The 14,041-nt window shown below is 50.9% G+C and carries 9 protein-coding genes; 5 read left to right on the forward strand and 4 right to left on the reverse strand.

The annotated features are described in order from the left end of the window. Nucleotides 1-260: 260 nt before the first annotated feature. The 3 genes from ldtD (at nucleotide 261) to OGY62_RS12520 (ending at nucleotide 3,528) form a co-directional block, all read left to right on the forward strand. Nucleotides 261-2,123 carry a L,D-transpeptidase gene (gene ldtD, locus OGY62_RS12510; RefSeq protein ID WP_286460028.1) on the forward strand — a complete coding sequence of 621 codons (1,863 nt, stop codon included), beginning with the start codon at nucleotides 261-263 and terminating at the stop codon, nucleotides 2,121-2,123. A 180-nt stretch (nucleotides 2,124-2,303) separates the two neighbouring features. Further along, nucleotides 2,304-2,852: a peptidoglycan L,D-endopeptidase MepK gene (gene mepK / locus OGY62_RS12515; protein ID WP_012132998.1), complete on the forward strand. Its 549-nt coding sequence runs from the start codon at nucleotides 2,304-2,306 to the stop codon at nucleotides 2,850-2,852. Between the two features lie 28 nt (nucleotides 2,853-2,880). Continuing rightward, complete coding sequence (locus tag OGY62_RS12520; RefSeq protein WP_012132997.1) at nucleotides 2,881-3,528, forward strand: MBL fold metallo-hydrolase; 648 nt, start codon at nucleotides 2,881-2,883, stop codon at nucleotides 3,526-3,528. Between the two features lie 73 nt (nucleotides 3,529-3,601). Here OGY62_RS12520 and aspC read toward each other — a convergent pair whose 3' ends face one another. From aspC to pncB, 4 genes are all read right to left on the reverse strand, one after another. Beyond that, complete coding sequence (gene aspC / locus OGY62_RS12525; protein ID WP_047457753.1) at nucleotides 3,602-4,792, reverse strand: aspartate transaminase; 1,191 nt, start codon at nucleotides 4,790-4,792, stop codon at nucleotides 3,602-3,604. Between the two features lie 184 nt (nucleotides 4,793-4,976). After that, the gene (gene ompF, locus OGY62_RS12530; protein ID WP_047457749.1) at nucleotides 4,977-6,095 is read right to left on the reverse strand and encodes a porin OmpF; all 1,119 of its coding nucleotides are present in this window, start codon (nucleotides 6,093-6,095) and stop codon (nucleotides 4,977-4,979) included. A 595-nt stretch (nucleotides 6,096-6,690) separates the two neighbouring features. Further along, a complete protein-coding gene (asnS, locus tag OGY62_RS12535; protein WP_024130475.1) occupies nucleotides 6,691-8,091 on the reverse strand; it encodes an asparagine--tRNA ligase in 1,401 nt (466 codons plus the stop codon). 215 nt (nucleotides 8,092-8,306) lie between these two features. Then, nucleotides 8,307-9,509, reverse strand: coding sequence for a nicotinate phosphoribosyltransferase (gene pncB / locus OGY62_RS12540; protein WP_071258278.1), 1,203 nt, complete (start codon nucleotides 9,507-9,509; stop codon nucleotides 8,307-8,309). 685 nt (nucleotides 9,510-10,194) lie between these two features. Here pncB and OGY62_RS12545 point away from each other — a divergent pair. Then, nucleotides 10,195-11,202 (forward strand): stealth family protein, encoded by a 1,008-nt coding sequence (locus tag OGY62_RS12545; RefSeq protein WP_012132987.1) that lies wholly within the window; start codon nucleotides 10,195-10,197, stop codon nucleotides 11,200-11,202. Nucleotides 11,203-11,416: 214 nt separating this feature from the next. Further along, nucleotides 11,417-14,029 (forward strand): aminopeptidase N, encoded by a 2,613-nt coding sequence (pepN, locus tag OGY62_RS12550; RefSeq protein ID WP_286460030.1) that lies wholly within the window; start codon nucleotides 11,417-11,419, stop codon nucleotides 14,027-14,029. The last annotated feature ends 12 nt before the right edge of the window (nucleotides 14,030-14,041 follow it).

Below are 14,041 nucleotides of genomic sequence, written 5' to 3' on the forward strand. Positions count from 1 at the left end.
CGGCCTTCGCGCCGTCTTTTTTCATCATAAAATCGATCAATAGAAGTCTGAAAAGCACCTTACACCAGGTGCTTTTTCTTTAAACTTCTTTACATTAGGTTAGGCAAAACCTTTTTGATGTTTATATACTGAAGGTAAGCCTGACGAGTAAGCAGGCTTGCTCGTCATACTTCAGAAGGTATTGGCGTTTTCAGGTTTTTACCCAATGTGAGCGGGCAACCTGGCTATTCAAAGTATGATAAAGAAACAGGGGGCAAGGGATGTTGCTTAACAAAATTTGTAGTCGTCGGCTGTCGGCAATCAGTTTATGCCTGGCCGTAACATTTGCTCCACTGTTCAGTGTGCAGGCCGATGAGCCTGAAATGATTCCTGGCGACAGCTCTGCGACCGTCAGCGAACAGCCTACCGCGTTGTCACAGCCGCAAGCGCAATCGCCTGCGACAGCGGTAATGGCGGGGATTCAGCCGCTGCCGGAGGGGATCTCTGCGGAGAAAGCCCGGGCTGAATTACAATCGCAACTTCCTTCTGGTTATACGCCGGTTTATCTGAATCAACTGGAACTGCTGTATGCCGCCCGCGATATGCAACCAATGTGGGAAAATCGCGATGCGGTGAAAGCGTTTCAGCAGCAGCTGGCGGAAGTGGCCATCGCCGGGTTCCAGCCGCAATTCACCACCTGGGTCGCGCTGCTGACCGACCCGTCAGTCACCGGTCTGGCGCGAGATGCTGTTTTATCCGACGCCATGATGGGCTATCTCCATTTCATCGCCAATATTCCCGTAAAAGGGACGCGCTGGCTGTACAGCGACAAACCTTATGCGCTGGCAACACCGCCGCTTTCGGTGATCAACCAGTGGCAGGTTGCGCTGGACAACGGTCAACTGATGACGTTTGTCGCCAGCCTTGCGCCACAGCATCCGCAATACGCCGCGCTGCATGATTCACTGAAAAAGCTGGTTAGCGACGCTCGTCCCTGGCCACAGTTGACCAGTACCGCGACGTTGCGTCCTGGTCAGTGGAGCAATGATGTGCCTGCGTTGCGTGAGATTTTACAGCGCACCGGTATGCTGGAAGGCGGGCCTAAGATAGCGCTCCCGGGGGATGACGTGGCGGCCGATGTGGTTGTCAGCCCTTCCGCCGTCGCAGTGGAGCCTGCCGCCGTGAAACCTGTCGCCCGGCAATCCACTCAGCGCAGCCAATCCGCTCCGGCAGTCCGTGCGGCTTATGATCGTGAGCTTGTTGATGCGGTGAAACGTTTTCAGACCTGGCAAGGACTGGGAGCGGATGGCGCTGTCGGCCCGGCGACGCGCGAATGGCTGAATGTGACGCCTGCGCAACGTGCAGGGGTACTGGCGCTGAATATTCAGCGTTTGCGTTTACTGCCAGGAGAATTATCAACGGGCATTATGGTCAATATTCCGGCCTATTCGCTGGTTTATTACCAGAACGGCAACCAGGTGTTGGCTTCCCGGGTGATTGTTGGCCGCCCCGATCGGAAAACGCCAATGATGAGCAGCGCGCTTAATAACGTGGTGGTGAATCCGCCCTGGAATGTGCCGCCAACGCTGGCCCGAAAAGATATTCTGCCCAAAGTCTGGAATGATCCAGGGTATCTGGAACGCCACGGTTATACCGTTATGCGCGGCTGGAACAGCAAAGAGACGATTAACCCGTGGCAGGTGGACTGGTCGACCATTACGCCATCGAATCTGCCGTTCCGCTTCCAGCAGGCGCCGGGCGCGCACAACTCGCTGGGGCGTTACAAATTTAATATGCCAAGTTCAGACGCGATTTATCTGCACGATACGCCGAATCACAATCTGTTCCAGAAAGATACGCGAGCGCTCAGCTCCGGCTGCGTGCGTGTGAATAAGGCCTCTGAGCTGGCAAATATGCTGCTTCAGGATGCAGGCTGGAACGATACGCGGATTTCGGATGCGCTGAAGCAAGGTGATACCCGGTACGTCAACATCCGCCAGAATATTCCGGTGAATCTGTATTACCTGACGGCGTTTGTGGGAGCAGACGGACGCACTCAGTATCGTACAGATATTTACAATTATGATCTGACTGCGCGATCCAGCGCACAAATTGTGTCAAAAGCAGAACAATTAATCAGGTAAATGAAGAAGTTCTGATAAATCTGTTGTCGTAATATTGGTCATCGGCAGGGCTGATTCGCTGCAAGCCCCGCCGTTGCTGGGGATGGGCCACCTTGACGTCGGCTTTTTTGCCAGTTAAGGTGCCCCTCGTGCGCCAGAAGTGCATATTAACGAAAACATTTACCTGTAGACCTGATTATCATGGACAAATTTGACGCTAATCGCCGCAAGTTGCTGGCGTTTGGTGGCGTTGCTCTCGGCGCCGCCATCTTGCCTACGCCAGCATTTGCCACACTCTCCACCCCACGTCCGCGTATTTTGACACTGAACAACCTCCATACCGGAGAGTCAATTAAAGCGGAGTTTTTCGACGGAAGAGCCTATATTCAGGATGAATTAGCAAAACTAAACCATTTTTTCCGTGATTTTCGCGCGAATAAAGTGAAAGCCATCGACCCAGGATTGTTCGATCAGCTCTTCCGCCTGCAAGGCCTTTTAGGCACCCGTAAGCCCGTACAGCTCATCTCGGGTTACCGCTCACTGGATACCAATAACGAACTGCGTGCGCACAGTCGTGGAGTGGCGAAAAAAAGCTACCACACGAAAGGGCAGGCGATGGATTTCCATATTGAAGGCGTTTCGTTAAGTAATATTCGCAAAGCTGCGTTATCTATGCGCGCAGGTGGTGTAGGATACTACCCACGCAGTAACTTTGTGCATATTGACACCGGGCCGGCACGGCACTGGTGATCCGCAGACTTAACGAAACAGGAGCAGTATGAACTATCGTATTATTCCGGTCACCGCATTCTCCCAGAACTGTTCATTGATCTGGTGTGAGCAAACCCGTCTGGCCGCGCTGGTCGATCCCGGCGGCGACGCACAGACCATCAAACAGGAAGTGGACGCCAGCGGCGTGACGTTGATGCAGATCCTGCTTACGCACGGTCATCTCGATCATGTTGGCGCGGCGGCGGAACTGGCGAAGCATTATGGCGTGCCAGTGATCGGCCCGGAAAAAGAAGATGAGTTCTGGCTACAGGGTTTACCGGCGCAAAGTCGCATGTTTGGTCTGGAAGAGTGTCAGCCGCTGACGCCTGACCGTTGGCTGAATGAGGGAGATCGTATTAGCGTAGGGAATGTGACTTTACAGGTGTTGCATTGTCCTGGGCATACGCCGGGCCATATCGTCTTCTTTGATGAGTCTTCACGGCTACTGATTTCCGGTGACGTGATCTTCAAAGGCGGCGTTGGGCGCAGCGATTTCCCGCGTGGCGATCACGCTCAGCTGATTGATTCGATCAAGCGTAAATTATTGCCGTTGGGCGATGATGTGACGTTTATTTCGGGTCATGGGCCGATGTCGACGCTTGGCCATGAGCGGCTGCATAACCCGTTCCTGCAAGATGAAATGCCGGTCTGGTAAATTCTTGTCCGGTCTGCAATGGGAAACCACTGTAGGCCGGGTAAGCGCCAGGCACTACCTGGCGCTATGATACTTACAGTACGGCGACAATGGCTTCGCACAGCGGAGCCATGTTATCCGGCGTCATTCCAGCCACGTTGACGCGACCAGAAGCCACCGCATATACGCCAAACTCTTCACGCAGACGCAGTACCTGCTCTTTCGTCAGGCCGCTGAATGAGAACATGCCATTCTGTTTGGTGATAAAGCTGAAATCGCGATCTGCGCCTTTTTCCTGCAACGTATTGACGAACAACAGACGCATGCGCTGAATACGCTGGCGCATATCGGTCAGTTCCTGTTCCCAGATAGCACGCAGGGCATCGTTGCTCAGGATAGTCGCTACAACGGATGCGCCGTGTGCCGGAGGGTTAGAGTAGTTGGCGCGAATGGCGGATTTCATCTGGCTGAATGCGCGGTCAACGGTTTCCGCATCTGCGGCAACCAGCGTACAGGCACCGACACGCTCGTTATACAGGCCAAAGTTTTTAGAGTAGGAACTGGCGACGATCAGCTCTTTATGCAGCGCTGCGAACGCACGCAGACCTTCCGCGTCTTCTTCCAGACCGCGAGCAAAACCCTGATAGGCGAAGTCAAACAGCGGCAGCCAGCCTTTTTCGACAGAAAGCTGAGCCAGCGTTTGCCACTGTTCCAGCGTCGGATCGATACCGGTTGGGTTATGGCAGCAGCCATGGAACAGAACGACGTCACCAGCCTGCGCGTTATTGAGGCTTGCCAGCAAGGCATCGAAATCAAGCGCGTGATTTTCTGCATCGTAATAAGCGTATTCGCACACTTCCAGACCGGCAGAATTAAACACGCCCTTATGGTTTGGCCAGCTTGGATTACTTACCCACACGCGTTTTACCGCCGTATTTTTTGCCAGGAAGTCCGCGGCAACACGGAGCGCGCCAGTACCGCCTGGCGTTTGCGCGGTGCGAGCGCGTTTGTCATTGATCAGCGCGCTACCTTTGCCAAACAGTAATTCCTGCGTGCAACGGCCGAATTCTGGAATACCATCAATACCGAGATAGTTTTTGGTGGTTTCATTTTCCAGTAAATACTGCTCGGCTTTTTTAACGCTGGTTAACACCGGCGTTTTGCCTGTCTCATCTTTATAGACACCGATACCAAGGTTAATTTTTCCGGGACGGTCATCGACACGAAACAGATCGGCCAGGCCCAGAATAGGGTCGGCAGGGGCGGCGGTAATGTTCTCAAACATGACGAGGTTCCATTGTGGTTACAGAAGGGAAATCCGTAATCAGGTTAACGGCAGATTTACAAAATGCCAACTGTTAGTGACAAAAAGGATGAGTGTTTTTTTAAGACGCCAGATTTTGCTGGCAGACATAAAAAAACAGGACCGAAGTCCTGTTTTTTAGGCATTTAACAAAGAGGTCTGCTGATTAGAACTGGTAAACGATACCTACAGCAACCGTGTCGTCAGAGCCTACGCCCAGTTTGTTGTCAGAATCAATCTGGTTGATGATGTAGTCAACATAGGTGGACATGTTTTTGTTGAAGTAGTAAGTCGCGCCAACTTCTACGTAGTTGACCAGATCTTCGCTACCCACGCCTTCAACGTTTTTGGCTTTGGACTTGGTGTAAGCGATGGACGGACGCAGACCGAAGTCGAACTGATACTGAGCAACTAACAGGATGTCCTGAGTTTTGTTGGCGAAGCCGCCGTCGATAGCCGTGGCGTTACGGGTTTCACCGTAGTTGGCTGCCAGGTAGATATTGTTGGCGTCGTATTTCAGACCAGTAGCCCACTGCTCAGCGGTTTTACCACGACCAGCAAGGCGAGAATCTTGCTGAGCGTTGGTGCGGTCAGCGGCACCGTAAGCACCAACGATACCAAAGCCTTCGAATTCATAGCTCAGAGATGCACCCCAGCCGTCGCCGTTAGAGCGCTGTACGTCGCTGAAGTTACTGGAATCGTCTGCGTTAACAACGTAGTTGCTTGCGCGCTCGTTTTTGCCCAGATACTGAACACCGAAGTTCAGGCCGTCAACCAGGCCGAAGAAGTTGGAATTACGGTAGGTTGCCACACCGCCAACACGGCCAACGAAGAAGTTGTCGCTGTATGCGGTGTCACCACCAAATTCTGGCAGCATATCGGTGTAGCCCAGTGCATCGTAAACGATACCGTAGTTACGACCGTAGTCCAGAGAACCCGCATCGCCGAGTTTCAGACCCGCGAATGCCAGACGGGTTTTGTTGCCTTTCTGAGAGTCAGAACCACCTTCGGATCTGTTACCGCTGAACTGGTATTCCCACTGGCCGTAACCGGTCAGTTGATCGTTGATCTGGGTTTCACCTTTAAAACCCAGACGTGCATAGGTCTGGTCGCCATCACCGCCGTAGCTGTTTTTGCCGTTGTCTTTAGAGAAGTAGTGCAGACCTACCGCTTTACCGTAGAGGTCCAGTTTATTGCCATCTTTGTTATACACTTCGGCTGCGTTTGCGGCGCCAGCTGCCAGCAGGGCAGGGATTACCACTGCCAGGATATTACGCTTCATCATTATTTATTACCCTCATTGGTTTTTATATGACACCTGCCACTGCCGCCAATAAATTCTGTCAATAAAAATTTACGGAACTATTGATGAGAGTTTGGTGTCTTTATGTGTCTGACAAGCATCTTTCCATTCAAACCACCGTTTCGCTACCGTGAAAGTGCTACAAAGATAAAGAATTAGTTTCAAAAAGAAAAAATGTGTAACTAAATGTTTTATTTTTGGCGCTTTGTGAACGACTTCAAATTTCGGGCCAATTTCAGCCACCATTTCCCATTTTTATTTCTATTTATATGATTTCCTTATGTTTAATTTTTCTAAACATAGCACTTACTGCAAATGTGATTGAACGAGGGTGTGATTGATAACTTTTTTCAGACGTCTGGAATGCCGTGCGATTGATTAAAAATTATGCTATCAGGTGAGGAAAAACTAATCCGCAATGATCGGAGGGATTATTTTTTGTACTGAGATGTTGCAATGAAATATCAGGTAACAGGAAGGGAGAACTGAGGGGCTTGTTTTTAGATTTGTTTACTTCTTATCCATAAAACTTGACATTCTGAGAGAGAAAAAGGCCAGCAAAGCTGGCCTTTTAAAATCAGAAACTGGCGTTACGTGGAGTACGCGGGAACGGAATCACATCACGAACGTTTTGCACGCCGGTGACATAAGCGATCAGACGTTCGAAGCCGAGACCGAAACCTGAATGCGGAACAGTACCGTAGCGGCGCAGATCGCGATACCACCAGTAATCTTCTTTATTCAGGCCCATTTCCGCCATACGGGCATCCAGTACGTCCAGACGCTCTTCACGCTGGGAACCACCAATGATTTCACCAATGCCCGGCGCCAGAACATCCATTGCCGCCACGGTTTTACCGTCTTCGTTAAGGCGCATATAAAACGCTTTAATGTCTTTCGGGTAGTTTTTCACTACCACTGGCGCTTTAAAGTGCTCTTCTGCCAGATAGCGTTCGTGCTCAGAGGAGAGATCCACACCCCAGTAAACCGGGTTTTCGAATTTCCTACCGCAGTTTTCCAGAATTGTGACCGCATCGGTGTAATCAACCTGGGCGAAGTCTGCATCAATAAAACGTTCCAGACGAGAAATCGCATCTTTATCGACACGCTCGGCGAAGAATTTCATATCATCCGCGCGTTCATCCAGTACGGCTTTGAAGACGTATTTCAGCATCGCTTCGGCAAGGCCAGCTACGTCATTCAGGTTGGCAAAGGCGACTTCCGGCTCCAGCATCCAGAACTCAGCCAGGTGGCGGCTGGTGTTGGAGTTTTCTGCACGGAATGTAGGGCCAAAGGTATAGATTTTGGACAGGGCGCACGCATAGGTTTCGCCGTTCAACTGGCCGGATACGGTCAGGAAGGACTCTTTACCGAAGAAGTCTTTATCAAAATCGACTTTGCCCTGGTCGTTACGCGGCAGGTTTTCCAGATCCAATGTTGATACACGGAACATTTCACCCGCGCCTTCGGTATCGGAGGCGGTAATCAACGGCGTCGAAACCCAGAAGAAACCCTGCTCGTCAAAGAAACGGTGCAGCGCTTGCGCCAGCGTATGGCGCACGCGCGCGACTGCGCCAATCATATTGGTGCGCGGACGCAGGTGCGCGACTTCACGCAGATATTCGATACTGTGGCGTTTCGCCGCCATCGGATAGGTATCAGGATCTTCAACCCAACCGGTTACTTCAACTGTGGTGGCCTGAATTTCAAAACTTTGCCCTTGTCCTGGAGACGCAACGACTTTACCCGTGACGATAACCGAGCAGCCGGTTGTCAGACGCAATACGTCTTCATTGTAATTGGGCAGAGAATTATTAATGACAGCCTGTACAGGATCAAAGCAGGAACCGTCATAAACGGCGAGGAAGGAGATGCCAGCTTTTGAATCTCGGCGGGTACGCACCCATCCGCGCACGGTGACTTCGCTGTCAACGGCTACGCGGCCCTGGAGTACGTCGGCTACAGGCACAACGCTCATAATATTCTCTCTGTTAATAGTCGGAAAAAATAAACACTTGTCCACCCTGCTTGGGGGGATACCTATGTTACCTGGCATCTGCAATCAGACAAGCAGAATTCGCAGCTGGAACGAAAGATTTCGGAAATAAACATGAAAAGGGAAGCAAAGTCGCGATAAGACGCGCTTTCTGTCGACCGGATAGCGGCGCAAGCGCGTTATCCGGCCAACAATGATTAACTGGCTTTCTTTATATGAGGAAGGTCAAAAGCTTTACGTAATGCACGCACAAAAGCCTTGTCATGACAGATTGTTTTCCCCGGGCTGTCTGACAATTTGGCGACCGGTTTGCCGTTACATTCCACCAGTTTGATGACAATATTGAGCGGCTTCACCTGCGGGATATCGCAGGTCAGACGGGTGCCAATACCAAAGCTCAACTGCACGCGTGAAGAGAAGTGACGATAGAGATCGACCGCTTTCTTCAGATCGAGGTTATCTGAGAAGACCAGCGTCTTACTCAGCGGGTCAATGCCCAGCTTCTGGTAATGGGCGATGGCTTTTTCACCCCATTCAACCGGATCGCCAGAATCGTGGCGCAAGCCCTGATAACGCGTGGCAAATTCGGTGCCGAAGTCACGTAAGAAAGCGTCCATCGTGATGCAGTCCGTCAGTGCGATACCGAGCTGGTTAGGGTATTCATTCAGCCAGGCGGCGAGAGCTGCGCGCTGGCTGGTCGCCAGATCCGGGCTGATTTGCTGATGCGCCTGGAACCATTCATGCGCCTGTGTGCCCATAGGCGTAAGCGACAGCCGACGGGCGAGATCGTAGTTACTGGTGCCGACAAACCACGGTTCCTGCTGAAGGCGTTTGACGATGGCCTGCTGCACTTCGCGAGAGAAACGGCGACGGGTGCCGAAATCCATCAGATGGAAGCGGGACATATCGAGATCGGCGGTTAATGCAGAGAAATCGACGAGTTTACTCTCCAGCGCATCAAGCGCCTGCGCCACACCCATTTCCGGCGAGCGGTAACGGTGCACCAGTTCGCTGATCACCGCCAACAGCGGGACTTCCCACATGATGACTTCGCGCCACGGACCGGTTAAGCGGATGTTTAGCTTCCCGTTATCGTTGGTCACGCAAACCTGTTCCGGGTTATAGCGGAAGTCACGTAACCAGTTGAGATAATCAGCTTTAAAGAAGGGCAGGCCGGAGAGCCACTGGAACTCGTCCTCCTGAAGTTGCAGGTGTTGCATTGCATTCACCTGCTCGCGAATAGCGTCGGCGTAAATACCGAGCAGGTCGTCACCACGGCAACGAAATTCAGCCGCTACATGCACATCATAGTAGTGGTGAAAAACGGCTTGCTGCATATGCAACTTATAAGCGTCTGTATCCAGCAACGAGTGCAGAACAGGAGAAGCGAATTGTGTCATAGGTGCGCAGTAGCATCCTCTCACGGGAGCGTTTAGTACAATAAACAACTAAGAAAACCGCTGGAGTATACCTTGTTTAGCGATTTATTGAACCCCGATCACAACATAAGCTGTCTTTGCGGTCGAGTGCATTTCGTGCCGCGTGTTATGACAATGTAGAACGTATGCTATTAACTCTTTGAATTTAATCACTGTTAGCCCCCGATGCCGCGCCCCGAGGGGCTGGTGGAGACAATGTTCATCCCGCCCCCAATAATCAAATTGATCAGATCGTGAAATATCGACGTGTAAGAATCATCTTATCGTTTATTTTTTCTTCAAAAATCATTCTGCATTACCGGATAACAGGGCGATTCTATGACTTCTGTCCTTGATTTCATCTGAATCCGTCATGTATCATTTTCGCGATAAAGTATCGCAGAGCCTGTTCGAACCCAGGAAAACCCTCTATTACCTGGGCTTATCAATATTGAATCTTTATTCTCAAAGGCTTAAAGGGTATGAAAACGTGCCCGGCTGATGCTTTTATTACCTGATTATTTATGCGCGACTCACCGCTCCGGCGGGTTCATCGTCAGGCAATTTAACCGTGCTCATCTTGTTTGCCTTTGCCTTGATGGGGTTAAAAATAGCCTTTCGGACTTGTTATATTTTATGAGCGCAATGATTATTTGAGATAAAAACGATGAGTGATATTGATTTTGTTGTTTTATGGGTTGATTCAACCGATGTAGCCTGGCAAGAAAAGTTTACTGAGTTCAAAGGAAAAGGTAGCCACGGTGAGAGAGCCGTCCACCCTGCGCGGTTCAGGGATATGGGTATCTTTAAATATTGGTTCAGATGTGTCGAAAAATATGCGCCATGGGTAAGAAAAGTACATTTGGTTACCTGTGGACAAATTCCGTCATGGATCAATGTAGAACATGAAAAATTAAATATTGTCTTTCATGATGAGTTTATTCCGTCTGAATATTTACCAACGTTCAACTCTAATACGATAGAGCTAAATCTTCATCGGATAAAAGATCTCAGTAATAAATTTGTTTTATTTAATGACGATACGTTCATTACCTCTCCTTTGCGGGAAGATTTTTATTTTGATAATGGCTATCCTAATGACTTCCTCATCATAAAAAAACAATCACCTAAAAATAAAGACGAGATCATAATGAGGTCATCAGAATTTCTTAATGTCAGTGTCTTAAATACGCATATTAATAAAAAGACAATAATCAAAGAAAACAGACGTAAATACTATAGCTTACGTTATAAAAAAGGTCTGTTGAAAAATTTTATGAACCGTCGTGCAAGTTATTTTGAAGGCTTCTACGGTAAGCATCTTCCGCAGCCATTCCTGAAAAGTACATTCACTGAGATATGGCAGGCCGAAGAGGAGTTGTTGAAAAAATCATCAAGTAAAAGGTTCAGAGAGCCATTATGTTTAACGCAGTATTTATTCAGGTACTGGCAACTGGCCCACGGTAACTTTAATCCTAAGAACCCGGAAGGGCGTGGAGTATATTTCAATTTGTCGTCCAGTAACATAAACGAGGCCATCAAGACGCTGTCAAATGGCACCGCGCAGGCCTGTTTTAATGACACTGAAAAGTTACACGATTTTGAAAAGGTAACGACTACGCTAAGAAATGCCTTTGAAATGAGGCTTGGTCATAAATCAAGTTTTGAGATTTAAGCCTGTGGTTCTCATTGTACTGGCGATGTGACGTTTTCATTTGGCTGGTGGGGGCCTGAACGGCCTCCGTGATTTTAAACGTGACGCCTTTATGTTATAAAAATGTAGCAAAAAGAGTGTTTGTGTCTGAAAAGATGAACATTCTGCATAGCGCGATTTCGACAACAGGAATAGACTGGAGTCGGGACTCTACAAAAGATGCTAAAGGTTTTTTATGACACAACAGCCACAAGCCAAATACCGTCACGACTACCGTGCCCCGGATTACCAGATTACTGACATTGATTTGACCTTTGACCTGGATGCTGAGAAAACCGTCGTTACAGCACTGAGTCAGGCTGTCCGTCATGGCGCATCTGACGCGCCCCTTCGCCTGAGCGGTGAAGATCTGCGACTGGTATCCCTCCATGTAAACGATGCGCCGTGGACTGACTACAAAGAAGAAGAGGGCGAGCTGGTGATCGGCAGCCTGCCCGAGCGCTTTACTCTGCGCATTGTGAATGAGATCAGCCCGGCGGCGAACACGGCGCTGGAAGGCCTGTACCAGTCAGGCGACGCGCTGTGTACGCAGTGTGAAGCGGAAGGTTTCCGCCACATAACCTGGTATCTCGACCGCCCGGATGTGCTGGCGCGGTTTACCACCAAAATCATCGCCGATAAATCCAGATATCCGTTCCTGCTTTCCAACGGCAACCGTATTGCGCAGGGTGAACTGGATAATGGCCGTCACTGGGTGCAGTGGCAGGACCCGTTCCCGAAACCCTGCTACCTGTTTGCGCTGGTGGCGGGCGATTTCGATGTACTGCGCGATACCTTCATCACGCGTTCTGGCCGGGAGGTGGCGCTGGAACTGTACGTTGATCGCGGCAATCTGGACCGTGCGCCGTGGGCGATGACCTCGCTGAAAAATTCCATGAAATGGGATGAAGAGCGTTTCGGCCTGGAGTATGACCTCGACATCTACATGATCGTGGCGGTGGACTTCTTCAATATGGGCGCGATGGAGAATAAAGGTCTGAACGTCTTTAACTCCAAGTATGTGCTGGCCCGCACCGATACGGCGACCGACAAAGATTATCTCGACATTGAGCGCGTTATTGGTCACGAATATTTCCACAACTGGACGGGTAACCGCGTTACCTGTCGCGACTGGTTCCAGTTGAGTCTGAAAGAAGGCCTGACTGTTTTCCGCGACCAGGAATTCAGTTCCGATCTCGGCTCCCGCGCGGTGAACCGCATCAGCAACGTGCGCACCATGCGTGGTCTGCAATTTGCTGAGGACGCGAGCCCAATGGCGCATCCTATCCGCCCGGATAAGGTCATTGAGATGAACAACTTCTACACCCTGACCGTCTACGAGAAGGGCGCGGAAGTGATTCGCATGATCCACACGCTGCTGGGCGAAACGAATTTCCAGAAAGGGATGCAGCTTTATTTTGAGCGTCATGACGGCAGCGCCGCTACCTGTGATGACTTTGTGCAGGCGATGGAGGATGCGTCGAATGTCGATTTGTCTCACTTCCGCCGCTGGTACAGCCAGTCCGGCACGCCGGTTGTCAGCGTACGGGACGACTATAACCCGGAAACGGAACAGTACACGTTGACCATTAGTCAGCGTACGCCTGCGACGGCGGATCAGGCAGAAAAGCAAGCGCTGCATATTCCGTTCGCGATTGAGCTGTACGACAACGAAGGCAACGTTATTCCGTTGCAGAAGGGCGGTCATCCGGTCAATTCCGTGTTGAATGTAACCCAGGCGGAGCAAACCTTTGTCTTTGACAATGTGTATTTCCAGCCGGTGCCAGCACTGCTGTGCGAATTCTCCGCGCCGGTGAAACTGGAGTACAAATGGAGCGATCAGCAACTGACGTTCCTGATGCGTCATTCGCGCAATGACTTCTCACGTTGGGACGCGGCGCAAAGCCTGTTGGCGACGTATATTAAGCTGAACGTTGCGCGCCACCAGCAGGGGCAGCCGCTGTCGCTGCCGGTACATGTGGCGGATGCCTTCCGGGCGGTTCTGCTGGATGAGAAAATCGATCCGGCGCTGGCGGCGGAAATTCTGACGTTGCCTTCGGTGAATGAGATCGCGGAACTGTTCGAGATCATCGATCCGCTGGCAATTGCCGAAGTCCGCGAAGCGTTGACCCGCACGCTGGCGGCGGAACTGGCAGACGAGTTCCTGGCAATCTATAACGCGAATCATCTTGATGAGTACCGCGTTGAACACGCCGACATTGGCAAGCGTACGCTACGCAATGCCTGCCTGCGCTTCCTGGCCTTTGGTGAAACCCACCTGGCGGATACGCTGGTGAGCAAGCAGTACCATGAAGCCAATAATATGACCGATGCGCTGGCGGCGCTGTCGGCGGCGGTCGCGGCGCAATTGCCGTGCCGTGACGCGTTGATGCAGGAGTATGATGATAAGTGGCATCAGGACGGACTGGTCATGGATAAATGGTTTATCCTGCAATCCACCAGCCCGGCGGATAACGTGCTGGAAACGGTGCGTGACCTCCTGAAGCATCGTTCTTTCAGTATGAGCAACCCGAACCGTATTCGTTCGTTGATTGGCGCATTTGCCGGGAGCAATCCGGCGGCGTTTCATGCTGAAGACGGCAGCGGCTATCAGTTCCTGGTCGAAATGCTGACGGACCTCAACAGCCGTAACCCACAGGTGGCATCACGCCTGATTGAACCGCTGATTCGTCTGAAACGTTACGATGCGAAGCGCCAGGAAAAAATGCGCGCCGCGCTGGAGCAACTAAAAGGGCTGGAAAACCTCTCTGGCGATCTGTTCGAGAAGATTACCAAAGCGTTAGCCTGATAATATTGCCGG

Source organism: Citrobacter sp. CK198, from assembly GCF_030333295.1.
Classification (GTDB): domain Bacteria; phylum Pseudomonadota; class Gammaproteobacteria; order Enterobacterales; family Enterobacteriaceae; genus Citrobacter_B; species Citrobacter_B koseri.

Coding starts and splice junctions, on each gene's coding strand:
- aspC (WP_047457753.1), bottom strand. CDS start 4,792: ATGTTTGAGAACATTACCGCCGCCCCTGCCGACCCTATTCTGGGCCTG.
- OGY62_RS12520 (WP_012132997.1), top strand. CDS start 2,881: ATGAACTATCGTATTATTCCGGTCACCGCATTCTCCCAGAACTGTTCA.
- OGY62_RS12545 (WP_012132987.1), top strand. CDS start 10,195: ATGAGTGATATTGATTTTGTTGTTTTATGGGTTGATTCAACCGATGTA.
- mepK (WP_012132998.1), top strand. CDS start 2,304: ATGGACAAATTTGACGCTAATCGCCGCAAGTTGCTGGCGTTTGGTGGC.
- ompF (WP_047457749.1), bottom strand. CDS start 6,095: ATGATGAAGCGTAATATCCTGGCAGTGGTAATCCCTGCCCTGCTGGCA.
- pepN (WP_286460030.1), top strand. CDS start 11,417: ATGACACAACAGCCACAAGCCAAATACCGTCACGACTACCGTGCCCCG.
- pncB (WP_071258278.1), bottom strand. CDS start 9,509: ATGACACAATTCGCTTCTCCTGTTCTGCACTCGTTGCTGGATACAGAC.
- ldtD (WP_286460028.1), top strand. CDS start 261: ATGTTGCTTAACAAAATTTGTAGTCGTCGGCTGTCGGCAATCAGTTTA.
- asnS (WP_024130475.1), bottom strand. CDS start 8,091: ATGAGCGTTGTGCCTGTAGCCGACGTACTCCAGGGCCGCGTAGCCGTT.